The 25,964-nt window shown below is 44.3% G+C and carries 15 protein-coding genes and 2 rRNA genes; 3 read left to right on the forward strand and 14 right to left on the reverse strand.

Translation table 11 applies throughout. The annotated features are described in order from the left end of the window. Positions 1-4: 4 nt before the first annotated feature. The 12 genes from AB6805_RS27475 to AB6805_RS27530 form a co-directional block, all read right to left on the reverse strand. On the reverse strand, positions 5-1,531 hold the full coding sequence (locus AB6805_RS27475; protein WP_370912637.1) for a RagB/SusD family nutrient uptake outer membrane protein: 1,527 nt from the start codon (positions 1,529-1,531) through the stop codon (positions 5-7). Positions 1,532-1,554: 23 nt separating this feature from the next. Then, complete coding sequence (locus AB6805_RS27480; protein ID WP_370912638.1) at positions 1,555-4,638, reverse strand: SusC/RagA family TonB-linked outer membrane protein; 3,084 nt, start codon at positions 4,636-4,638, stop codon at positions 1,555-1,557. 223 nt (positions 4,639-4,861) lie between these two features. Next, a complete protein-coding gene (locus AB6805_RS27485) occupies positions 4,862-6,532 on the reverse strand; it encodes a tetratricopeptide repeat protein (protein WP_370912639.1) in 1,671 nt (556 codons plus the stop codon). Positions 6,533-6,854: 322 nt separating this feature from the next. After that, positions 6,855-7,706: a VOC family protein gene (locus AB6805_RS27490; protein WP_370912640.1), complete on the reverse strand. Its 852-nt coding sequence runs from the start codon at positions 7,704-7,706 to the stop codon at positions 6,855-6,857. Between the two features lie 61 nt (positions 7,707-7,767). Further along, positions 7,768-8,442 (reverse strand): helix-turn-helix transcriptional regulator, encoded by a 675-nt coding sequence (locus tag AB6805_RS27495; protein WP_370912641.1) that lies wholly within the window; start codon positions 8,440-8,442, stop codon positions 7,768-7,770. Positions 8,443-8,789: 347 nt separating this feature from the next. Further along, entirely contained in the window at positions 8,790-10,775 is a 1,986-nt protein-coding gene (locus AB6805_RS27500; protein WP_370912642.1) for a SusD/RagB family nutrient-binding outer membrane lipoprotein, read from the reverse strand. A gap of 11 nt (positions 10,776-10,786) precedes the next feature. Next, a complete protein-coding gene (locus tag AB6805_RS27505) occupies positions 10,787-14,122 on the reverse strand; it encodes a SusC/RagA family TonB-linked outer membrane protein (RefSeq protein WP_370912643.1) in 3,336 nt (1,111 codons plus the stop codon). Between the two features lie 1,305 nt (positions 14,123-15,427). Further along, complete coding sequence (gene mnmE, locus AB6805_RS27510; protein ID WP_370912644.1) at positions 15,428-16,810, reverse strand: tRNA uridine-5-carboxymethylaminomethyl(34) synthesis GTPase MnmE; 1,383 nt, start codon at positions 16,808-16,810, stop codon at positions 15,428-15,430. A 135-nt stretch (positions 16,811-16,945) separates the two neighbouring features. Beyond that, positions 16,946-17,782 (reverse strand): energy transducer TonB, encoded by an 837-nt coding sequence (locus AB6805_RS27515; RefSeq protein WP_079470954.1) that lies wholly within the window; start codon positions 17,780-17,782, stop codon positions 16,946-16,948. A 37-nt stretch (positions 17,783-17,819) separates the two neighbouring features. After that, complete coding sequence (locus AB6805_RS27520; protein ID WP_370912645.1) at positions 17,820-18,437, reverse strand: ExbD/TolR family protein; 618 nt, start codon at positions 18,435-18,437, stop codon at positions 17,820-17,822. A 64-nt stretch (positions 18,438-18,501) separates the two neighbouring features. Continuing rightward, positions 18,502-19,155: a biopolymer transporter ExbD gene (locus tag AB6805_RS27525; protein WP_079470956.1), complete on the reverse strand. Its 654-nt coding sequence runs from the start codon at positions 19,153-19,155 to the stop codon at positions 18,502-18,504. Positions 19,156-19,224: 69 nt separating this feature from the next. After that, a complete protein-coding gene (locus AB6805_RS27530) occupies positions 19,225-20,079 on the reverse strand; it encodes a MotA/TolQ/ExbB proton channel family protein (protein WP_336389237.1) in 855 nt (284 codons plus the stop codon). A 736-nt stretch (positions 20,080-20,815) separates the two neighbouring features. Here AB6805_RS27530 and AB6805_RS27535 point away from each other — a divergent pair. The 3 genes from AB6805_RS27535 (at position 20,816) to AB6805_RS27545 (ending at position 25,417) form a co-directional block, all read left to right on the forward strand. After that, positions 20,816-23,377, forward strand: coding sequence for a zinc-dependent metalloprotease (locus AB6805_RS27535; protein WP_370912646.1), 2,562 nt, complete (start codon positions 20,816-20,818; stop codon positions 23,375-23,377). Between the two features lie 141 nt (positions 23,378-23,518). After that, on the forward strand, positions 23,519-24,544 hold the full coding sequence (locus tag AB6805_RS27540) for a LacI family DNA-binding transcriptional regulator (RefSeq protein ID WP_370912647.1): 1,026 nt from the start codon (positions 23,519-23,521) through the stop codon (positions 24,542-24,544). A 33-nt stretch (positions 24,545-24,577) separates the two neighbouring features. Next, positions 24,578-25,417, forward strand: coding sequence for a hypothetical protein (locus tag AB6805_RS27545; protein WP_370912648.1), 840 nt, complete (start codon positions 24,578-24,580; stop codon positions 25,415-25,417). 68 nt (positions 25,418-25,485) lie between these two features. Here the strand turns inward: AB6805_RS27545 and rrf (AB6805_RS27550) are convergent. Next, positions 25,486-25,597: ribosomal RNA gene (rrf, locus tag AB6805_RS27550) — 5S ribosomal RNA — on the reverse strand. A 163-nt stretch (positions 25,598-25,760) separates the two neighbouring features. Next, a 5S ribosomal RNA gene (gene rrf / locus AB6805_RS27555) occupies positions 25,761-25,872 on the reverse strand. Positions 25,873-25,964: the final 92 nt, after the last annotated feature.

Below are 25,964 nucleotides of genomic sequence, written 5' to 3' on the forward strand. Positions count from 1 at the left end.
TTGTTTAGTACAAATTGTTTTGCTTCAGGAGCGGGTTTACGTTGATCTCTTTCAGCGGTATAGGGTAGCGGATATGTTTATCTTCTACATAGTTGGCAGCAGCAGCTTTGCCGTGGTTTGTCAGCAGGGCCTTTACCGGTTGTTTGGCGGTAGCGCCACGGCCCCAGCGTACCAGGTCGAACCAGCGGATGCCAAATTCCATTGCCAGTTCTACCGGTCTTTCGTGGTTGCGGATCTGCTCCCGCAGCTGTTCTTTATTCAGGCTGCCGGGTGCAATTGGTTTCGCGTGACTGCGGTTACGCACTTCATTCACGAGGTCGATTGCTGCAGCCGTTTTCCCATTTTCATTCGTTGCCTCTGCCAGCATAAGCAGCACATCTGCATAACGGATCAGGGAGATGTTCGTTCCTACATAAGAACCGCCCCTGTCGTTAGGGTATGCGTACTTATTGAAGAAGGCGGGATGGGAAAGATTGCCGGCCACATCTGCGTAAGGCACAAGGTTGGCGGGAATGTTGAGGTCCCACATTTTTGACGCCGGATCGTTGAAAAAGATAGTACCATATACCCTGTCGCTGTAACCGCCCGTTGCGGTTTTATCTTTCATCAATGTCGTCACCAGCCAGTCGGACGGGTAAAAGAGTTCCCAGCCATCAAGTGCATAAGGCCGCACTTCAAAATTGAAAGGATGTCTTTCATCAGACACGGAACGATCGCCGCTGAATTGCACTTCAAAGATGGATTCAGGGCCATTTTCCTTTGTGCCGTTGAAGTTGTCTGTATAATTTGTGTTAAGGGAATACTGTCCGTATATCTCCCTGAATTTTGTTTCTGCCGCTGTCCATTTTTCCTGGAAGAGATATGTTTTTGCCAGCAGCGCTTTAGCGGCGCCTTTTGTTGCACGGCCTTTATATGCATCCGGATAAGCGGGTGGCAGCACGGCTTCTGCTTCTGTCAGATCTTTTTCAATTTGCGCCCAAACGTCTGCAGCGGGCGATTGCGGCGTTTGCAGTTTTGTAAGATCTTTTTCAAATTTCAATACCAGCGGCACATTTTCAAAACCATTTACCAGTATGAAATAGTTATAGGCGCGGAGAAATTTAGCTTCTGCAACAATTTCATTTCTTTCTTTTTCCGTCATAGCGGTAATGCCTGGTACTTTTTCGATCACCTGGTTAGCACGACCAATTCCTGCATAACAGGTAGCCCAGAGATTCCAGGGACCGCCTTCATCTGCACTGTTTACAAACGCAGCCAGATTTTTTCCATAAGGTTCATTTTTGTTATTATCTATATCATCCGCTTTATAGGTGAGCGTGATATACACTTCTTCAAAGAAAGTCCACATGGAGCCGTCGTGCCCCTGTAATGCCGCATAGCTGGCGGTAATTCCCTGCAAAGCATGCTGCCGGGTGGTCCAGAAAGTATTTTCTGTGAGGTTTTGTTTATCGTCCAGCTCCAGGTATTTATCGGAGCACGCAGTGAAGAGCGCAACGGAAAAGAAGAAGAGAACGGCTATTGATAGTTTCATGATTGTCAGTTTAAAATTTCAGATTAGAATCCAACGTTAAGGCCGAATACAAAAGAGCGGCTCAGCGGGTAGTAGCCACGGTCTACCCCACGGCCAAAGATGCCGGTATTGGAGAGGTCCGGATCAAAACCTGTATATTTTGTAAAGGTGACCAGGTTGTATGCGCCGGCATAGACCCGCAGGCGGTCGATGTGTACTTTTGCCGTGAGTTGCTGCGGAAGTGTGTAACCCAGCTGGAGGTTTCGCAGGCGTACAAAAGAAGCGTCTTCCAGGAAGTAGTCGGACACACGGAGGTTTTCGTTTTCATCTGTATTGGAAAGACGATATACCGAAGCATCCGGATTGGAGGGGCTCCAGGCGTTCAGCAGGTCTGCAGAGCGGTAGAAGCGGTACAGGAACATCTTTGCGCCGTTGTACATCTTCTGGCCCTGTTTGCCGTTGAAGAACACCATCAGATCGAAGTTTTTGTAACTGGCGTTGAAAGTAATACCGAAGTCGAGGTTAGGGAGACCGTTACCCATCAGCTGTTTATCATTATCGTCCAATGCACCGTCGCCATTTGTATCCACAAAACGGAGGTCGCCGGGTTTGGCATTGGGTTGCAGCGGGTCGCCGGATTTATTCACATGTGCATCCACATCCGCCTGCGATCTGAAGATGCCATCTGTTTTATAGAGATAAAACGATGCCAGCGCCTCCCCTTTTTTGGTAAGCGTAGTACCACGGTTGTTAAAATCAACATATCCGTCAGCAATCACCCCTTCGTCATATCCCAACCGGATGATCTTATTCCGGCTGTGCGAGATATTTGCAGTTATATCCCAGTAAAATGCATTGGACGCCGGGCGGCGGTAGGTAGCCGTTACTTCCCATCCTTTATTTTCCATATCCGCGATATTGGTGAGCGGCAATGCCGTGATACCGGATGATGCAGGGATAGGTGTTTCGGCCAGCATATCAGATGTTCTGGAACTGAAATAATCGAAGCTGCCGCTCACAGCACCTTTTAAGAAACTAAAATTCAACCCTGTATTGAGGGTAGCCGTTTGTTCCCATTTGATGTTGTTATTAGCCAATGTAGCTGCAATGGCGCCGACATATACCTGCTGACTGAGCGCGGAACCCAAAGGATAGTTCAGGTAAGGACTGGAGCCTGTCAGGAATATCTTGGCGAGGTACTGAAAGTTGCTCACGTTCTGATTCCCCACGGTACCATAGCTGATACGCGGCTTTAGTTCTGATATCCACGGGATATTGAAAAAGGATTCCTTATGCATGTTCCAGCCTGCAGAGAAAGAGTAGAAGGTACCGTAACGGTTCAGAGGGCCGAATTTAGAAGAGCCGTCACGGCGGAGGCTTCCCTGGAGAAAATACTTATCGTCATAATTGTAGCTTGCGCGGCCAAAATAGGATTGCAGCGTGCTGGAAAAATTCCAGCCGCCGGCGCGGATAAAATCTCCTTTACCGTCGATGATCAGGCCCGACAGTGATTCGATCAGCGGACTACTCAAATGATTGCCTGCGCCGGTGGTACCCTGGCTTACAGACTTTTCACGGGAGAAGCCGTACATGCCTTTGATATTGTGCTTGCCCAGTTGTTTTTCGTAATTCAGGAGATGGGTAAACACGGTGAACTCATTCCGGCCACGGCTCTCGGAACGACTCGGATTTTCCACCAGTGCCTGTGCGCCAAAGTCGTAAGGATCTGTTTGCGTGTACTCGTAGGTGTTTACAATGTTACGGCCCACGGTGAAGTTGTAGGAGAACCCTTTCCAGAGTTGCAGGTCTGCAGCCATATTGAACTGCAGGTGATCATCTATTGTACTGCCGTTACTCAGCATTCTTTCACCTACCGGGTTGCCGGAACCCAGCTCTGTTTCGGGTTTGGCATAACCGTTCACCGAGGCGGGATCGTAGATGCGTTTATGTGGGAGGGTATTATAAACGTTCATAATGGGAGAAAATCCTGCATTTCCATCACCGTTCACATCTCCAAAATTCTTATTATCAAAACGGGTATAAGCGATAATGGGACTTAATTTGAGGCGATTGTTGAGTAGTTTGATCTCTGTATTCAGCCGGATGTTATCTCTTTTAGAGCCGGAATTGATGATGGAGCCGGAATGTCCCCAGTGGCCCAACGACAGGCGGTAAGCAATTTTCTCCGAGGCGCCTGCCACATCAACATCATATTTCTGTTCCACGCCTTGTTTGGTGAAAGCGCCGAGCCAGTCGGAGTTAGCGTATTTATTATCGTCCTGCACATAAATGGGGGGTGTTTCGCCGTCATTGGCATAGGCTTCTCTCACCACCTTATTCATGGGAACTTTTTCCAGCAGGTCAATATTATTATTCAGCTTGTGCAGGGATGCGTAGGAATTGAAGGTGATACGCGGTTCACCTGTTTTCCCTTTTTTGGTGGTGATGATGATCACACCGCCGGCCGCCCGGGCGCCATAAATGGTAGCGGCAGAAGCATCTTTAAGGATGCTTACTGATTCGATATCATTGGGGTTGATATCATATGCATATCCCAGGGGAATACCATCCACTACATAAAGGGGGTTGTCGTTGTTAATACTGTTGAGGCCACGCACCAGTACTACGGGATTGGCCGCGGGGTTGCCTGTACCGGCACTTACGATCACGCCGGCCGCTTGTCCCTGCAGCATGGTACCGATGTTACCGGCGGGCTGTTTGGCGAGATTTTTTGTATTGACGGAAGATATGGCCGCTGTCACATCTCCTTTTTTCTGGGTACCATAGCCGATCACCAGTACTTCATCCAGTCCTTTCACACTTTCTTCCAGGGCTACTACCAGTTCTTTGTCGCTGGTCAGTTTAATTTCTTTGGCTGTAAATCCCATTGCCGAAATAACCAGGGTAGCATTTCCAGGTACGGTTAGTGTAAAAACGCCCTTGTCTGAGGTAGCCGTTCCGTTAGCCGTGTTTTTTACCACGACGCTAGCGCCGGGAATAGGGTTGCCTGCGGCGTCTTTAATTCTCCCTTTCAGGGTCCAGTTAACGGATGCCGTTTGAGCGATTGCCGTTAACCCGGTAAATAAAAGGAATAATAATATTCCGTTTCTCCGTAATAGTTTCCACATACGCATTTTGGTTTTTAGATCTTTTTTTTAAAAAGTATAACATGGATCGTCCGGATGCTGCAGCATAGGTATCTGCTTTCAAACGTGAAATCGGCAGCAACGGATCAGGGAAGTAATGTAGGCAGGAAAGATGGGCACAGGAGAGTTGTAAGCCTCTATATGAGCCTTACAGGCACCTCTACATGACCTCTACAAGAGAGACAGGTAGTTGATAATTAATTGGTTAGAAATTCTTCAGAAAATCAGACAGGTTGTCTTTGTGTTCCAGGTTGAATGCTTTACGGAGGCGGTAGCGAGCCATTTCAACTGATTTTACAGAGATATTATTCAATGAAGCGATGTCTTTGATAGAGAGATTTAACCGGATTTGTGCACAAAGGCGGCGTTCATTTTCTGTAAGGCCCGGATATTTTTGAAGGAGATTAAAGAAGAAGTCTTTATGGATTTCATTTACCGAGAGATTAAAATCCTGGGCATCTTTATTATGATCGAGGTCATGCTGGAATTTATGGACCAGGCGGTTGAAACGGGTGATATTCTCATTTCTGGCGTCGTTATGGATATCAAGGCTGGTCAGTTCATCAATAAAATTCCGGATCATTTCATTACGCTGGGAAATGTATAACGCATAGTTTTTGAGGTCGTTATCGCGGAATTCCAGTTTACCATTCAGGGCTTCCTTTTCCATCAGGGCGCCATCAAGCTCCTGTTTGATCAGGGCACGTTTAACCTCTTCCAGTTCTTTCTCCTTTTTCTGCTTTTGTTTCATCTTGCTGTAAAACAGCAACCAGATAATAATAAGGAGTACCACCCCTGCTGCCAGCGCATTCCGTTGAAACGCCCGAAGTTCCTTCTGCGCCACCAGTGTGATGATGCGGGTTTCGTTCTCTTTTGCCTCCCGTTGCAGCTTAAGCGCCGAAATAGCTTCACTCTTGCTTTTGGAAAGGATCTGGTTTCGGACCCTGGTATATTCCTGCAGTTCGGTGAAAGCCTTCCGGTATTCTCCCAGCTCCTGGTATAACAATACTGAATTGGTAAGGTTATCCAGCAGCTTCTCCTTCTTTGTATTGGAGTTCGATTGGTTGATCAGTACCCTTGCATCCCGGAGGAGGGTTTCCGCCTGCGGATATTCCTTCAGCATAATGCGGGAGTAAGCCATCTGGTTCAGCACCTCCGCATGGGACAACACTTCTGCAGGGTTAATGATTGACAATGCCTGGTTAAAATCGGCGATGGCCACCTGGTACTTCCCTTGTTCATTCCAGCAAATACCACGGTTACTCAACGCTGTAGCAATCATCCCTTCCAGATGATTTTGCTTTGCGATGGCGAGCGTGCTATCAAAATACAGGCGGGCCGTTTCAAAATCATCTTTCATCAGGTAAACCAGTCCCAGTGCATTCATAGACACCGCCATCCGGTGGGGATCTCCGTTTTTTTTATATAGTGTGTGCGCCTGCTGGTGGTACTGAAGAGAGAAGTGAGCGTTCTCCGTATCATAAAAGACCCAGCCCAGGTTTGTAAAGCACCGGGCAATAGCGCTATCATTGCCCGACTCCAGGCAGAGATCCAGTGCATTATAGGCGTAATTGAGCGCCTGGTCGTATTGATCGTTATAGAGATATCCCTCGGAAAGGTTGAGCAGAGAAGCCGCCTGGAGCGGCTTGTTCTTCTCTTTCAGGGAAAGCAGGTAAGCCTCATTGGCCAGCACCAGTGCCACATTGGTGGAATCCTGGTTGTAATGTGCCGCCAACATATTGAGCGCCGTAATCCTTTCCGGCGTGGTCATGTTTTTATTTGCCAGCAGCTGATTCAGGCTATCCGCATTCAGCTGGGCGTTGGCAATAATGCACGTACAGCAGCAGGCTGCAAGAAGGAGTAGCAATTTCATCATTCAGTCATCATTTTGGCATGTTCAGGCGCCGATCCGTGGATTTGTGGATTGTAAAATACGGATTATAGGTATGCGAAAAGCGGGAGGGCAATACATTTGTAATTAATTATCTGTCCAAAACAGGAAACAGTAATATCTGGGAGAATGCAAGGCATGTAGAAATTACATTGCGGAATGAGTATCAATTACAGTGCTGTTTGCCAGGCGGCGATGCAATAAAGCAAAGCCGCCTGTATTTAGTAATAATTGGACGTGGGAAATATTATAGTTCCACTTTTGGGGTAAAATAATCTAACGAATAGCCGGTACGGCCTTTCAAAATTTACTCAAGCGTTGCCTGCACAATCTTTTCAATATCAAATTTTCGCATTTGCATAAACGCCTGGGCTGCTTTACCGGCCTTATTGGGATCGGTCATCAATTTCCCGAGAATAGTAGGTATTACCTGCCAGGAAACGCCAAATTTATCTTTCAACCATCCACACCTGCTTTCTTCACCGCTTTCGGTTAATTTTCCCCAATAGTGATCTATTTCTTCCTGTGTGTTGCAATGGATCGTTAAGGAAACGCCTTCGTTAAACGCAAATTTGTGAGCATGAGCGCTTTCCATTAGCATAAACTTCTGCCCGGCTAAGGTTATCACGGCATGCTTTACTTTTCCCTCTATATCGGGCTGTTCCTGTTGAGAGTAACGGAGTATCCCATCTGTTGCTGAGTCCTGGAATATGGAACTATAATGCTGGATGGCCTCTTCCACACGGCCATACTGATCTCCAACGAACATCAAAAAGGGCGTAATCTTTTGACCCACCGCGGCTACTGTACCCAGGGCAACCTGCCATGAAATGCCAAACCGGTCGCTCAACCAGCCGTATTTTTCACTCCAGGGATACTTATCCAATGGCATCATTATAAAACCGTCGCTGGATAATCCTTCCCAGATATCCTTTAGTTCTTCTTCTGTTTCACAGATGTAATACATTGAAATGGATGGATTGGGTCTGAACATAGGACCCCCATCTAACAGCGTAATATGCTGTCCGGCTATCTCTATTTCGGTGACAACAGGCGACTGCATTACTATTTTTGCGCCGGGAATTAATTTGCAATACAAAGCGGCGGCTTCTTTTGCCTGGTTATCGAACCATAAGCAAGGCGTGATTAGTTCTTTCATACATTTAAATTTTGTGTAAAGATGAACCAGCTGCCAAACATCTCCTTGTACAAAACCGACATTATTTTTTCTTTAGCCCAAACTGCAGGTATTCATTGGGAGTGGTTGCTGTAAATTCCTTAAAAGAACGGATATAATGGCTTTGATCAAAATAACCATTGGCATATGCCACGTCGGTCAATTTATCAAACTGGCCGGACTTTAACTGGTAAAAAGCCATCTGGAACTGGCAGATCCGCCGGTATTCGCTGGCCGTTATACCTACATATTTTTTAAAGATCCGTTGAAATGTTCTTTCTGTGAGACTAAGCTCCTGCAGCATTTGTGCCAACACATCGGCTTCCGGGTTTTCCAATATTTTGTCGGTCGCATACCGGATGATCCTGCATTCCCGTTGGTTGGCTGTAACCTGGGAAAGAATAAACTGGTGTAGCACCTCCACTTTTTCGGCTGTTGATGGAGCATAGGCTAGTTGAATGGTCAATGCCATTGCCTTTTGTGGATTCCAACGATTCAGCCCGATGGCTTCATTTTTTAATTGCTGTGCAGATAGCTTAAAAACAGGGCCTATGGCAAATGGTTTAAAGAAAAAAGTAATCAGGGTAGCATTCCCCCATTCGGCCCATCTTTCTGAAGGAACGGTCTTTCCGAACAGCGACAGCCGACTTTCCTTATGCTGTGCTGTACACAATAAAGCCGGCATACCGTTGGTAAATATGGGTAAGTCATCTGGCATAGGGGGATCGGCACTATCGAGGATTAAGACGGCCTGGACAGTGTCTTTTAGGGCTGGGTCTAGTTTATTATACCATTGTTGCATATGAAATTACACTAGGCTTAATCAAAAAAAGGTATTTATTCCCCGGAAGAAACACTCTCTAATTAAAAATATGAAAAATGTAGCGAATCTGTTGAAACGTCACATATAAAAGCAATAAAGCCGCACAATGGCGGCCTTATTGCTGTCTTCACGTTGCTATTAAACCACTGGCGGTGTCAACTTCACCTGCCAGAAGATTTTGTTTTACGCGCATTTGATTTTTGCGACGTCGTCTTTTCTATGTGCTTAAAGAGTAATCAGTCTTATTCTAATGTGTTCTTCCATTTGGCAGTACGGCCCGTAAACCATACAGGGAGATCCGGGTTATTAGAAGGACTAATAATTGACCAACCCTCTGGATCAGAAGCCTGAACGCTACCAGGATAAGTCATTCTTTCTTTCCATTTGTATCTTTCATACATTGAAGCGGGATTTGTACCCAGGTATTTAATTAACCTGCGGGCAGCGGTATATGGCACTTCAAAATTCAACATATTGTAATGCAACTGAAGTTGATTAAAAATTGCCTGCACTTTTTGAGTACTCGACATCGCATCAAATTTCTGTGCTGCCACTTCTGCATAAACACTTGCGTTATATTCCATTGCAGGCCTGGCGCTGATTCTCGAATCGTCCATTGTTGTTGGCATAGCCGGCAAGGTTGTCTTAGAATATTGATTTGAGTTATTCAGTTCATACCAATATTTGCAGGATAAGATAATGGCATTCTTGTAGTGATCGCGCGCAGCACCATTCAGTTGACCAAAACCTCTTACTGCTGCCTCTGCCAATGAAAGCTCCGTTTCAACCGCATGAATGGTTGGATATTTCAGCGCAAAGTTAAATTGCGGGCGTACATTGTACTCGGCAACCAGGTTGTTTGCAGTGCCTACGTTCCAACCATTGTCATCATAGTTGGCCACTCTGCTGCGAAGTGTATTTAACAGGAACGCCTCACGTTTACTCAGATCTGCTTTGGATGCTGCGTCCAACGCGATCGACTGGCTATTATTTACGCCGTAATAAAAGGTTGTTTTTGAAATATCGGTCAGGATAGGATCGTTGATGTAAAGGCCACGCAAAATTTTATTTAAGTAACTATTCTTATCAGTATTGCCATCCCATTTTGTATCAACACCCAGGTATCTGCCACTCCAGTCTGGAGCGAAGATATAAGAAACGCGCGGGTCAACAGTACCATCCAATAAACCTGTTGCAGAATTATCACCACTGAAATAATATAACGTTTGTCCGTTCACCACCTTACTGCTCATTGTCGGCTGGCAGTACATCACGTCCTGCAGGAATTTTTTCCCTGCACGGCAATCATCCGCTCTTTCCCTGAAAGCACGTGTAATACCCAGTTCATTACAAATACGATTAAGTGCAATCACTGCTATGTCAGCTACACCAGCTACATCGTTATAGTCGGTCAGTAGGGGTTTGCCTTGCAACTCCGTAAGCACCTGCTTCGTAATAGCAGGCAAAACTTCGCTTACATTCATCGCACAACGCAACCTTAACGAATTAATATACTTACGCCATTTCAAAATATTTCCGCCAAAAAGGATATCCTGTTGGTTAAATGATGCCTGCTCGGTAGACGTAAGTGTCAGCGTCGTCAACACTTCTTCGGCGGCCTTAAAATCACTGATTATCTTCGGATATATATCTGATTGGCCAAGGTATTTTGCTTTAACGCCATCAAGCCCACCCGCGGAACCTGTTTCTATGTAGGGAATCTTATCGTACATGTCGGTTGCTCTTTGGTAGGCATAACCTTTTAAAACATGCATTAAGGTGATATACAGGCTATCTAAATTGGTCCGTTTAGCCTGCGGAGTGTTGTTGTATTCACGTTGAGCCCAGAGTATTGGTGTGATCCATTGTGTATTAACAAAGTTGAAAACAGATTCGTTAAAACCACCTGTACCCCAGTCGTGCTCAACATCTGCGAGCGTGTAGGAACTTCCTTCAGTAGTTGTGTTATAAATCTGAACGGCATTTGCCATAATCCTGTTTCCACTTCTCACCTGGTGGTAAACAGAACCGTAATCACCGCTAAGAAAGAATCCCTGGGTTAGCTGAGAAGTGAAGAATCCGGCAATAACGCTTACTCCCGACTTATCAGCCATGTCTTTCGAATATCCGTCAGGATTTTGATATGAGTCTTCCAGGCTCTTCTTGCACGCAACAGAAGATAATAACAACGTAAGCAAGAAAAAAGATCTTAATTGTATAAATTTCATCTTAGTTGTTTTTAAAATTTAGTTTTGATAGAAATACCTATTGAACGTTGTGAGGGTAATGCAGTTGTTCCATAGGAACCCACGCCCCAGCCTGTTCCGTTAGTTGATTCAGGTACTGAATTTGGTGCATCTTTGTAGAGGTAACCCACATTGTTCGCAAAAACTGATATTATCAGACTGCTCATATGGATCTTTTGAGGAATCTTTGGATTCAAAGTATAATCGATGGCCACATTACGCAGGGCTACGTAATCGCTTTTAAAGATCCTGTCTTCAGGGAAAAAGCCATTTGAAAAATAAGAATCGTAATAATAATTATCAGCAGAAACCACTTTTGTGTTCGTTTTGCCATCAGTACTAACACCATCCAATATTACACCGTCGTGAAAGGTGGGTCCACCATTAGGGTTTGTGCCTGCAACTTTCTTAGAATTGGCATCTAAATAATAGGCAGATCCCCCATGTGCCTCATCTCTATATTTCAATGTTTCGTTTAGCGCACCAGCTGCCATCATATAAGTTTCTGAGCCTGACAGGAAAGTGGCGCCAAACTGGTAGTCTATATTTGCAATAAGGCGAATATTTTTGTATGCAAAAGAAGTGAAAAACCCTCCTGTTACATCAGGAATTGTTTTGCCGATTAACTTTGCTGTGCTCGTATAATCATAAGCCGAGCCAGCAGCATTTACAACTTTTTTCCCATTGTTTGGATCACTTGGATCATTTGGATTATTGTAGGTGTAGGTTGACTTAGTCAGGTAAAGCTGACCATATTCCTGACCCACATTAGCCACTGCATTCACTGCGCCGAACGCATTCCACAGTGTGAGAGATTGTAGTTTGCCATCCAGTTTTTCTACATACGTTTTGCCATGTGCAAACATTAAGTTTACATCCCACTCAAAATCTTTCGTTAAAATTGGTTTTGTTTTAATAGCCAGTTCCCATCCTTTGTTCATCACGTTACCAGCGTTCATACGAACATTTTTAACACCCATTCCCGGAGGAGCTGCTACCGCCATGATCTGGTCGTAGATATTTGATTTGTAATAAGAGAAGTCCACTCCAATTCTCCTGTTATGGAACAGATAGGTTTCAAAACCTACTTCGAATTCACGTTTACGCTCAGGTTTCAGATTTGGGTTGCCGTTGGCATCCATTGGAGGAAGATCGGAAGGAGGAGTAAGCACATATCCACCACCAGTTTGAGATGTAGCATAGTTCACGTTGCTGAAATAGCGTGGACCCGGACGGCCCACGTCAGCCCATGATGCCCTTACTTTGGCATAATCAAACACCGCCGGTAATTTCAGGCTTTCGCTGAAGATCCATGCTGCACTTATACCAGGATAGAAATAACTATTCTGATTTGGAGGCAAAATAGATGACCAGTCTTGTCTCGCCTGGGCTTCTATATAAACCTGGTTTCTCCATGCCAGCTGTGCAGATCCCAATAAACTGTATAACATATCCTCACCATTTGTAAACTGGTACTGAGGCTGCGCTCCCAATGGTAAATTATTAAATGAGAAGTAATTAGGAATAACCAGCTGTCCATAACCATTCACAGATGCACCTTTTCCTTCTGTATAATTTTTTCTGATCACTCCACCTACAAAACCAGACAAATCAAAATCACTATTTATTTTGGTATTGAAGTTAAGCATGCCCTGGCCATAGGTATTTTTGTATACATTGGTTACATCACTATACATGAAACCACTATTAGGGCCTAATAACTGAGGATCCAACAATTTGCCTTTATATTCATTCCTCTCTGTGCTATAATCTATGCCCCCCATTAATGTGGCACTAAAAATATCGGTAAGCTTTATATCGGCAGATAAAGACTGGATATTGTGCAATCTTGTAAAAATAGATTTATTCTGGAGCTGATCCCAAAGATAACCTACCACTCCCTTCCTACCGTTGGAGATTAAATTTCTCTGGCTTGGGTTGGCAAAGTAATTATATCCATCTGGTGTTAATAAATGCGACTTTAACAAGCCTACATTGATATCAGCGCTATATGCCCCTATCTCTGCCTGCTGCCCTTCTCCATTCATTGTACTCAGGTTGGCAGCATTCAGGTTTCTGGAAATAAAAAAGTTGCCGGTATATTTAAGGGTAATGTTATTGTTTAACTTATAGGACGAGTTAAGGCTAAAAGTATTTTTGTCATAATCAGAACCGGGTCTGATTGGGGTCATACTTAAGTTAGTGTATGAAAAACGAATCTGTCCCTGATCATTCCCGCCACTTAAAGCCACATTAGTTGTGTTCTGATGCCCCGTTTGGTAAAGATCGTTATAGATATTTTTGGATTGAGCCTGCCATGGTCTTTCTACTCCGTCCCACCACAAAAGTTTCACGCTTGGGTCGAATTTTGGTCCAAATGCAGCTGCGCCAAAACCATCTCCCAATGTAGTTGCCAACGCTCTTTTTCCATTTGCATCAATATAGTATCCCTCAGCGTCATTCCTGGAGTTACTAGGGCTGGAGCCTGTTCCATATTCATTTTGCAGCTTAGGCAGGAACGCTGCCCGGTCCCATGAAGTTGTGAAAGAAGCCGCCACTCCCAGTCCTTTCCCTTTGGTACCGCTTTTGGTGGTAATCAGCACCACACCATTGGCACCTTCACTACCGTATAGTACTGATGCTTTAGCTCCTTTCAAAATTTCCATGGAAGCAATGTCATCAGGGTTGATATCGTTAATACCTGTTCCGTTGTCGCGATCAGTAGCACCGAAACCCATTTGCGTATTCTGGTCGTGAATGGGAACACCATCTACTACAATAAGTGGACGTGTTGATGAATTTTGGTCAAAAGATACCGCATTACGAATGTTGATTTTCATCCCAGCGGAAGGGCCGGCTGCTGTAGCTGCAACCTGCACGCCAGGCGCGGCACCGTAGAGTGCTTGTAAAGCATTGGTAGGTGTACCACTGGCCATAATCCTGTCATTATCAATTTTGGATACCGCATAACCTAACGCTTTAGATTGTTTTTTGATACCCAAGGCAGTAACAACTACTTCTTCAGTACTCTGAACACTGGCGACTAGCGTTATCTGCATAGAAGATGTGGCCTGCAATTCCTGGGTTACAAAGCCAACATAAGAAATAACCAGTTTTGCATCTGGCTTTACATTGATGGTAAAGCTACCACCCTTGCTGGTCGGCACCCAATTGGATGTGCCTTTTTCGCTCACGGTAGCTCCTTCAAGAACATTGCCGGTTGCGTCCTTGATGGTACCTGAAACCGTCATTTTTCCCTGCCCATAGGCAAACATGCTTCCTATGCAAAAGAGCATAAAAAGCAAAAGAGATCTTTTGGTTGACTGCATCGTTTTTTTGTTTTTATAATTGAATAGAACTGATTTTGGTATAGTATTACGAATGGAAATCTTCTATGTTGTTGGCCGTTTGTATCTTCCACATCAATCAGTGCCAGACTGCTAATTTCTATATCGAACAGACCACCCTGCTGATAACACTGATGGTAGATAGAGTTGGCGGAGATAGTATTTTTTGATGCATTAAAGTTAAACCTGTTTTCCCGGGAAGGTCACCATTGGTTGGTTATAAGACAGTAATTAGTCGCCATATACGCATACATTGTATATGGTACTATATGTACCATTCTCGCCATGACAAAGGGTGCTCAGCTTTGTTTAAAATTTTAGCACTATAGCCCGTAAGGCCATACTCATTCTTCTCGCAGTTGCAATCCTCGCTGCTGATAATGGCTGGAATTATATGGATGTCATTGTCGGTACCATTCTTTTGGTTCATACTTTTCTGCAAAAGCAGTAGCTAGTGCGCTATTTCATAGCACAAAAAACAATGCTTAGTCATCTGATTTATTAAAGCAATATGATGCTGTTTGAAAGACATCACTATTGTTCACCAACGATGTTTGATGATAGAAACATTTTAACGCATATGCTTACGAATAACAAGTTGATTGATAAAAAAGTCCGGTTATTTAGTGGAATTCTCGTTGACTGTTAAAAATCTAATTTTTCCAATTATTGCTGATGCTGATTGAATTTACGGTTTAGGAAATAAATTGTTGTAGGTTGATATGTGCTAATCAGTCATTAGTTAAACGTTTTAGCTACCAATAATGAATCATTTCTTTCTTTGCTCTATTGCTCTTTTTTGCTCTTTCCCAAACCTATGTAAACTTTTTCAAGTCGCGCAATTTTTTAACTACTTTTTTAGGAAAAGGTCAAGATAGAATTGTTCTTCATCAAAATAGAATCATTAGTATAGTCGCAGATTCGAGGAAGCAAAACTTGGTAACGGTCTTTTGGGTAACGAATATCTCATTGCAATGCTCACAGATCTTTCTTATTCTGATATTACTGCTCAGGTGGAATTATTAAAAAGCAGAAATACGGATTATAAGAGGTCTGCTTATCCGGGTCGTCTATTATTATAAACTGTTTATTACTGTCAACTACTGCCATCATTTCTCCAAAACAGAGAATCCTGTACCTCTTTCCATATTATTTAAAAAATACACTTTTGAGAGGGTTCCAAACCAAAAAAATCAATGGAAAATGTAAAAATCTTATTCGGGTAATGCTATTTACTACATTGAGTTTGGAAAGAATACTAAAATAGAGAAAAGTATGAGAAAGCCGTTACTTCCCGATACAAAACTTACTAAAAATATAATCCAGCCTATCCTCATTTGTCACCTCACCCGTTATCTCTCCCAGATAATGCAAACAAAGCCGGATATCCAGTGCCAGCAAGTCTCCAGGCAAACCGTCATCCATTCCCTGTTTTACATCCTGTAGTGATTTCAGCACTTCCTGCAGTGCGGCATGATGGCGGGCATTGGTGATGATGGTATCTTCTGTGTTAACATCGCCGGCCAGTACTTTATGTACCAATGCATCTTTCAGCTCCTGAATGTGTGCATGATTTTTTGCTGAGATAAAAAGTATTTCAGGTATACCGGCGAATTTGGCGCGGATGGCTGCTTCACCGGTGATGTCTGTTTTGTTTCCTACCAGGAGATAGTTAACGTTTTGTGATTCAAAAGCAGCAACCTGATTACGTATATCCGTTTCAGTGAGTTCATTCACATCAAAGAGATAAACGACTACACCGGCCTCGCGTATTTTCTCCATTGTTTTCTGCACACCAATGCTTTCAATGGTATCCAGGCTTTCGCGGATACCGGCAGTATCTATAAGACGGAATAGGATGCCATCAATGTTGAGTATTTCCTCGATGGTATCGCGGGTGGTGCCGGCAATATCGCTGACGATGGCGCGGTTTTCATTGAGAAGTGTATTCAGTAACGTTGATTTGCCGGCATTGGGTTTACCTACTATGGCGGTATTCACACCATTTTTGATAACATTTCCCATCCGGAAGGAATCGATGAGGTGCTTCACTACTCCGGTGGCATTGGTAACGAGGGTATATAAGCCGCTACGATCAGCAAATTCCACGTCTTCCTGGCTGAAGTCCAGTTCAAGTTCGATCAGGGCGGAAAAGGTAATTAATTGTTCACGCAGGGCATGTAGTTCCTTGGAGAAGCCACCACGCATTTGCTGCATGGCAGTTTGATGGGAGGCGGCAGAATTGCTGGCTATCAGATCGGCCACAGACTCAGCCTGGGTAAGGTCCAGTTTACCGTTCAGGAATGCCCGTTGGGTGAATTCACCGGGCTTCGCCAGCCGTGCACCTGCTTTGATGGTGGCATCAATAATTTGTTGTTGGATATAGGGAGAACCATGGCAGGATATCTCAATCACATCTTCGCCGGTATAAGAACGGGGGCCTTTATACAGGCTCACCACTACTTCGTCGATGATGTGACCATTGGAAACGATGTTACCAAAATGCAGGGTATGACTAGCTTGTTGCAGGAGGTCCTTACCAGGGAATAGTCCGTTACAGATCGCATAGGTATCGGGACCGCTCAGCCGTATTACCGCAATAGCGCCGAGGCCCGGGGCTGTTGCTACTGCTACAATCGTATCATCAAATCCTGTTAATTTACCCAGCATACCATGTTTAGTTTATGAATATTCCCAAAGGGCACAAATTTACGGACAATCGGGGCTATCACCAATTCCTGAAAATCAAAGGTCCCGTTCCAACTATGTTGAAACGGGACCTTTGAAAATTATATTGATACAGTACTACTCCTGCAAAGTAAAGCGGATAGGGAGGTTGAACTGTACAGAAACCTGGCGGCCATTTTGCTTACCAGCTTTCCACTTAGGCATGGTTTTCACCACACGCACAGCTTCTTCTTCCAGGCCACCACCTTTTGCGGCACCTACTGTTTTTACATCTTTAATGTTTCCTTCAGAATCTACTACGAACTGAACGAATACTGTACCGGAGATACCATTTTCCTGCGCAACGCGTGGGTAACGGATATTTTTGCTCAGGTATTTGGCCAGTGCTTCTTCTCCACCAGGGAAGGTTGGAGGTTGCTCTACGAAAGTGAAGATTTCTTCCTTTGCAGGAGCAGGAGGCGGGCCTACTACACCGGTACCTTTACTATCTTCCAGTAATCCCGGATCAACTCCGTTTGGATCACCGTCTACAGTTTTAGTACTGATGGCTTTATCCTTAATATCCTCATGTTTCGGAGGTTCCTCATCCGGTGGTACTTCATTATCCTTCTTAATAACAGGAGGAGTGAACTGTACTGACGGTTTTACCGGTGGTGGCGGCGCAGGCGGTGGAGGTGGCGGAGGTGGCGTTTTCGGATCATCCGGTAACTTCACATCCTCCATCTTAATTTCCTGTATCACCGGCTTCTTCGTGTTTTCACCCTCAGAAGCTTTAACCCACTGTGATATCATGTACGTTGCAAAGAATATTACAAACAATGACGCGGTTCCCAAAATGGCATTCCGCACACGCTTATTATACTGTCTCCGCAAATCGTACGCCCCATAATCCTTGTTCCTGCCGTCAAACAGGATATCAAGAAAATCGGACTTTAAGACTTTAGCAGAATCCATTGTTGTTGTTTTATGATGGATGCAAAAAAATAATTAGTTATTTAGCCGGCGGAGCTGCGGGAGCTGTTGCGGGAACACCGTTCGCTGTTTCTGTAGACTGTATCCATTTTTTATCCTGGTCACTGATATCTACGGTTGCATAACGTTGAATCCTGTTGATGGCCATTTCATCAAGAATATCTACGAAATTCTTGTAATTAGCCTGATCATCAGCTTTAATAATCACCACAACATCTTCTGGTTCACCTTTTGCATTTCTCAGTTTGGCAACCTCATCCCTCTTTCTGATAATCTCATCTCTGATTCCTCCGGTATTGGCAAATGATGTTGCCTTGAAGAAGTCAGGATTAGCAGAGGCATTCGGGTCTTGTGCCAAACCTTCGTAATAGTAAACACGATTATCTTTTCCGAGTAAAATGGTCAGGGCCGTACTTTCTTTTACTTTGTTCTGGTCCTTCTCATTTTCGGTATCCTTTGGCATGATCAAGTCCATTGTTTTGGGCTTGGACATGGTAGTGGTAAGCATGAAGAAGGTAATCAGGAGAAAACCTAAGTCTACCATCGGTGTCATATCTACACGGGTAGATTGTTTCTTGGATTTCGTCCCACCGTGTTTCTTGCCACCGCCACTACTACTGGTATCCATTTCTGCCATAGTAGCCAATTTTTTTTAGTTCTTAAATCAACAGCCTTCCAGGTCAGGAAGTAATTACTGCCGTTTACTTCTTAGGTGCATTTGCCTCTTCCCAGGCAGCAGTACCTTTAGGTGCTTCTTCCAGGTTAGTAACCAGGTTCAGCTTCTGAATATGCTTCTTTTTGAAGGTATCCAGGATTTCCTTGATCTTTGGATAAGGAGTCTGGTTGTCTGCTTTGATACAGTACTTCAGCTTCGCAATGCTTCCGCCTTGTGCTGCAACACCATATTCGATCCAGGCACCTAACTCATTATTAGCAGAATCTGTAGGAATTCCCTTGTCCAGGCCTGATTTTTTACGTTCGTCCTCAGAGAGGGAGAGGTATTGTTTCAGGTCTTTGATAGGTGCTCCTACACTGGCTCCGGTTACAAAGCTTTTAATTTCTTTATCGTCCAGGCCCAGTTTGTACTGCGTGTTCAGATCTTCTATCAGCTTCTTTCTTTTGGGCTGACCATCCATGCTGAAAAACACTCTGCCATCCTTATCCACTGTGAATAACAACACATCGGAATCAGGTAAAAGGGTGGTGTTTATAGAGGATGGGGTAACTACTGTTACCGGTTCATCCGGTTTAAACTTAGTCGCCAGCATAAAGAAAGTTAACAGCAGGAAAGCCACATCACACATTGCTGTCATGTCAATGGCCGTGCTTTTCCTTGGCATTTTAACTTTAGGCATCTTTACTCTGTTTTATGGTTTACTTTAAATAGATTCAAAACCGCTCAAATTCCACAAAATAATCTCAGATTATTTGTGGTTTGCTGCGAAGCTCTGAGTTAAAGTAAAGCCAGATTCGTCAATAGCGTAAGTGATGCTATCAATATTGGTAGTAAAGTAGTTGTACATTACGATCGCAATAGCGGATGTACCGATACCCAGTGCGGTGTTAATCAACGCCTCAGAGATACCTAACGCCAGCTGTGCAGAATCCGGAGCACCACCAGAAGACATTGCAGAGAACGCCTTGATCATACCCAATACTGTACCGAACAGACCCAACAGGGTTGCTACGGATGCAATGGTAGACAGGAACACCAGGTTCTTTTCCATCATTGGCAGTTCCAGTGCAGTGGTTTCTTCAATTTCATTTTTGATGGTCAGGATCTTCTGTTCTGTATCCAGATCAGCGTTGGTAACCATTTCTTTGTACTTTTTCAGACCAGCTTTCAGTACATTTCCTACAGAGCCTTTCTGTTTGTCACACTCAGCCAGTGCTGCGTCTACATTTTTGTTAGCCAAGTGATACTGTACTTTACGTACCAGCTCAGAACCGCTGAATTTACCTTTTGCTTTTGACAGGTACAGGAAGCGCTCGATCACGAAAGTCAGACACACCAGTAATACTGAAATCAATACCGGTACTACCAATCCTCCTTTGTAAACAGTACCAAACCATTTACCGATACCTGAATCTATAGGATGTCCATCGGGATTATTACCCTGGAAATTGGCTGGATTACCTAATACAAAAAAGAAAAACAGGAATCCTATCACTAAGCAGATAGGCACAGCCAACGTCGCGAACAGGTTGGATGACTTTTTAGGTTGATGAGAAGAAGCCTTAGCTGTAGCTGCAGTCACAGTTGTTTTAGTCTCAGCCATGTTGATTGAAATTTTAGTGTTAAAAATTAAACTATTGTTTGTTAGAAGTTTCTGTCCCTTTAGAATGCCCCTCAGCACCCAATTTACTGTTTTAATCAGTGATTCGCAAAGTTATACGGTTGGTCCAAAAAAACAAGTGCAGCCCAAAAAAACCCACAAAAATTAACCTTCACACGTAAAAGCCCCATCACAGGGCTTTTAGACCACTCATTTTTTTAGAGCAAACACTTACATAAGCGAATAAACCAATATTGCAGTTCTCACAACTGATTGTTACTGTCCCAATTCTTGAAATCGTTTGATTTTTTTCAAAGTTGGACGCACAATTTAAGAAAAAATTCAAATGTTCCAACAGAAATCTCACAATTCTGCCAACTTATTTATTTCCGCGCCAGTAAACACTTTCAGGCCACGCTAATAGCATTTAGCAATACAACATCCATATTTGCCCGTCCCATAACTTGAAATTCAATGCCGCAGCGGCAATCAACTTCTCCCCTGCTATCTCTGCCATATGAAATTATTATTTGCTATAACAATAAATACTTACATAAAAAAAGTTGCCACCGCAACTATTGTTTCAACGCCTACCATTCAATTTTGCTTCTTTTTTTCCATTCCTACAGTCATTACTGCGCTTATGGATTTTCCTGATAAGTTAATACTTAAAATACTTACTTGCAAAGGTTTTTAAAAAAACATAACAACTAATCAAAAACCAATTTATTAAATCGTAATGATCAAACCAATTCATCACAAACTGATAATAGCCATGGCAGGCGCACTTTGCCTGGGTACTACAGTTTATCAACCTGCCAGCGCACAGCGAAAAAAACAATCGCGTAACGCCACCCCAACTACTCCTGCTCCTGCTAAAGATTCTACCGGGAAACCTCCCATGATCAAGCCGGGACCAAAGCCAGGACCCAAACCCTTTGCCGAAGTAATTACTGATAAAGCCCAGGCTGATTCCGGCCTGTTTAACATCTACAAACTGGATGACCGCTTCTTTTTTGAAATCCCTGATTCCCTGCTCGGAAGAGACGTACTGGTGGTAAACAGGATCTCAAAATCAGCTGCAGGTCTCCGCGCCATGATGATGGGCTTCAGTGGCGATATCATCGGCGAAAATGTGATCCGCTTTGAAAAAGGCCCCAACAATCGCATCTTCCTTAAAAATATCTCCTACGCCGACGTTTCAAAAGATTCTACCCAACCTATGTTCACCTCTGTGAGCAACTCCAACCTGCAACCCATTGTTGCAGCGTTTGACGTAAAGGCGGCATCTAAAAACGGGAAAGGTACAGTTATCGACCTCACAGAATACATCAGCGGGGATAACGAGATCCTGTTCTTCGACGGCCAGATTAAAAACATGCTCAAAATCGGCGGTGTTCAGCCTGATAAATCTTACATCTCTGATGTAAAATCCTATCCGATGAATACCGAAATCAAAACCGTAAAAACATACAGCAAATCCGGCGGACCGGGTGGCCCAGGTATGCCCCCATCTCCGGGCGGCAATGCTACCGTAGAGTTAAACAGCTCTATGGTGTTGCTTCCCGCAGTGCCCATGCAACCTCGCTATTTTGATCCCCGCGTAGGCTACTTCACCACCAGCGTAACCGACTTCGATGCGGATCCGCAAGGCGTGAAAAGACTCCAGATGATCACCCGCTGGCGCCTGGAACCAAAACCTGAAGACATGGAGAAATATAAACGCGGCGAACTGGTGGAACCAGTTAAACCCATCGTGTTCTATATTGACCCTGCAACGCCCGTAAAATGGCGTAAATACCTGATCATGGGTGTGAACGACTGGCAGTCTGCCTTCGAGCAGGCGGGCTTTAAAAACGCTATTATTGCGAAAATGGCGCCTACTCCCCAGGAAGATTCCACCTGGTCTATTGAAGATGCCAGATTCTCTGCTATCGTTTACAAACCTTCAGATGTACCTAATGCGAGCGGTCCTCACGTACACGATCCCCGCTCCGGTGAAATTATCGAAAGTCATATCAACTGGTACCACAACGTGATGCATTTGCTGCGTAACTGGTATTTTGTACAGGCGTCTCCCAACGATCCCCGTGCCCGTAACATGCAGTTCAGCGATGAACTGATGGGTGAACTGATCCGCTTTGTATCTTCCCACGAAGTGGGCCATACGCTCGGTTTGCGCCATAACTTCGGCTCCAGTTCCACCTACCCGGTTGAGAAACTGCGTGATAAGGAATGGGTGAAAAAGAACGGCCATGCAGCGTCTATCATGGACTACGCCCGTTTTAACTACATAGCCCAACCTGGCGACGGCATCACCGGCGCTGATCTCTATCCCCGCATTAACTACTACGATAAATGGGCAATCGAATGGGGCTATAAACTGCTGCCACAGGCCAAATCACCGGAAGCAGAAACGCCTATCCTGAATAAAATGACGGTGGAAAAGCTGAAGGATAAGAAATTCTGGTTCGGTACAGAAATGAACCCGGATGATCCAAGATCCCAAAATGAAGACCTGGGCGACAATGCCATGATTGCCAGTACATACGGCATAAAAAACCTCCAGTATATTATGCCTAACCTCCTTAGCTGGACAAAGGTAGATAACGAAGGTTATGCAAACCTGTCTGAATTGTATAAAGAAGTAGCCGGCCAGTTTAGCCGTTACATGGGTCATGTGGCTAAAAACGTAGGTGGTATCTACGAAACACCAAAAACCGTAGAACAAGCTGGTGGGGTGTATGAATACGTACCCGAAGCAACCCAGAAAGAGGCGATACAGTTCCTGAACAAGCAACTGTTTACCACTCCGAAGTGGCTGATTAACCAGGATTTACTGAGCCGCATAGGCAGCGATGGCGTATCCCTGATCAATTCCCGCCAAACACCGGTGCTGGACAGGCTGATGAGTACCAATACCATCAATAAACTGATTGCTGGTGAAGCTGCACTGGGAGCGAAGGCTTATTCACCCGTTGATATGCTGAACGATCTGAAAAAATCCATCTTCTCAGAACTTTATACACATCAACCAATAGACGTATACCGCAGAAATCTGCAACGCGACTATGTGGATAACCTTTCTGACCTGGTAGCTCCAGCTGCCCCCGCCAATCCAATGATGGGTGGTTATGCACCTCCGAGTGCAGCCAGATCAGATGCTGCAGGCATTGGCCGTGCCCAGCTGACAGCCCTGAGAACGGAGCTGCGTGCAGCTGCAGGCAGTGGCGACAGCATGACCCGCAACCATCTCCAGGAGCTGATTGCCCGTATCAATAAGGCACTGGATCCGAAATAACGAATGCGCATACACGAAAATATCTGCACCCTTCCCGGTAACTCCGGGAAGGGTGCCTTCGTTTTATAGATGTTCAAAAGCCTATAAATTATTGCGGAAAATGCTTAATATCGCTGCATTATTAACTTAGAAGCCTCAAAAGTGAAAGATCGGACTAACAAAATCACGATATACGATATCGCGCATAAGCTGAATCTGTCGGCATCTACTGTTTCACGTGCATTGCAAAACAATCCGCTCATTAACCTGGAAACACGTGAAAAGGTACAAGCCGCAGCTACAGAGATGGGCTACGTACCTAACTGGATTGCTTCCAGTTTGCGCAAGAAACGGTCGAACATTCTCGGCCTTATCGTGCCCCGAACTTCCATGTACTTTCAGAGTACGGCGATCAGCGGTATTCAGCATGAGGCGCATAAATATGGGTTCAGCATTGTAATTGGCCAGTCGGATGAAACCGTGGCGATGGAGAAGGAATTAGTACATACTTTTTATTCTCTTCGTGTAGATGGATTACTGGCAGTTGCTTCCATGTTTACCACCAATTTTGATCATTTCAGCCCGTTTATCAAGAACAATATTCCACTGGTATTTTATGACCGTGTGCCTACCGATTTTCAGGGCTACACTATTACCGGAGATGATTTCAGAGGCGGTTTCCTGGCCACCGAACACCTGATCAAACAAGGTTGTAAACGTATTGCCCACTTCTCCGGAGTGCTCACCTGTAACCTTTACCAGCAAAGGCTTTCAGGATATAAAGAGGCATTGGCGCAATATAATATTCCTTTCGACGAAGAGCTGGTTTATATCCATGATCTGACGATGGACTCGGCGACTATTGCTGCACAACAATTGTTTGATGCGCAGAAAATGCCCGATGGTATGTTTGCAGCCAATGATAGTTCGGCGGTGGCTTTTATCCGTGAAGCGAGGAACAGGAATATTGCGGTTCCCGGACAGATCAAAGTAGTGGGATATTCCAATGATCTGTCTTCCCGTATTATTTCTCCTTCTTTAACTACCATTGAACAATCCGGGTATAATATGGGGCAGAAAGCTGTGGAAACAATCGTTCAGCTGATCAACCACGAAGAGACAGTGAAAGTGACAAAAAATTACGTATTCCCGGTGGAGTTAATCAAGCGGGAATCTACCGGAATATAATTTTAATACTAAAACTGATAACCTACAACCTTTATGAAATCTTCCATTTATGTAGCATTATTATGTACTGCCGCAGTTGCCGTATCCTCTTGTAACAAGCGTATTTACGTGCCTAACCAGGTAAATGTGCCGTTGTTGAAAGAGAAGTATGAATTCAAAGGCAGCGTTACACCTACCAATCTGCAGACCGCTTTTGCAATTACTGATAATATAGCCATCATGGCCAATGGCCAGTACCTGTGGGGATTTAATTATGCAGATCCGACCAATAGTTACGATGAAGATGGCTTATTCCGGGATAACAATACCCGCGGAGGATTGATAGAAGGGGCAGTTGGCTTCTTCAAGCCTATTGGCGTCAGTAAAAAAGCAGTTTTTGATGTATATGCAGGTTATGGCAGCGGTAATTTCAAAACATTGACTGGCAACTACAAATCCGATAATGATGGTACGGGTAACATTAACCTGAACGACTATGTCATAAAAAACCGCTTCAGCAAAGTATTTATACAACCCAGCTTCGGGCTTTCCCATCGTGTGGTGGAAGCAGCGTTCAGCAGTCGCTTTTCCCTGATAAACTTTTACGACAGTAATATTGGCGTAAAGGCATTTGAAAATAATGAACAGGAGCAGACGAAATTTATGCGTATCCACGACAAATCCGTGGTGTTCTATGAGCCGGCATTTACAGTGCGGGTGGGTTATAAATACGTAAAGTTTCAGGCACAGTTACAGTTTTCAACACCGATAAACAGTAATAGTTTTTACGACGATACCGACGACCATAATTTCAATGAGTATTTCCAGCCGGTAAATTTTAATATGGGTGTTGCGATAAATCTGGCGAAGTGGTATAATCGTACGAATAGATAAGTGATTCCAGGAGGTGATATAAAAGAGAAAGCCTTAGTGTTTGAAACACTAAGGCTTTCTTTTAATAAGTATGGCAGCTACCTACTCTCCCGCATGATATTGCAGTACCATCGGCCATGAGGGGCTTAACTTCTCTGTTCGGAATGGGAAGAGGTGAACACCCTCGGCATAACCACCATAAGATCTTTAGCCTGTTTGAGCGGGCAATTATATGATGAAGTTCTGAACGAACTGTGAATCGTATTTGAGTCTCTTAAAGAGATAACCTATAACAGCTTTTCTGTTTGGATAGAATTTAAATAAAGAAGCCCCGGTGTTTGTACACCAAGGCTTCTCTTAATAAGTATGGCAGCTACCTACTCTCCCGCATGATATTGCAGTACCATCGGCCATGAGGGGCTTAACTTCTCTGTTCGGAATGGGAAGAGGTGAACACCCTCGGCATAACCACCATAAGATCTTTTTTGCTGTTACAGCAAACTAATAAGATAACATATCGGGAAAGTTGTATTCTAAGACTCTTTAACGTAATATTTAAAAAATTAAA

The sequence above is a fragment of the Chitinophaga sp. RCC_12 genome, assembly GCF_041360695.1.
Classification (GTDB): domain Bacteria; phylum Bacteroidota; class Bacteroidia; order Chitinophagales; family Chitinophagaceae; genus Chitinophaga.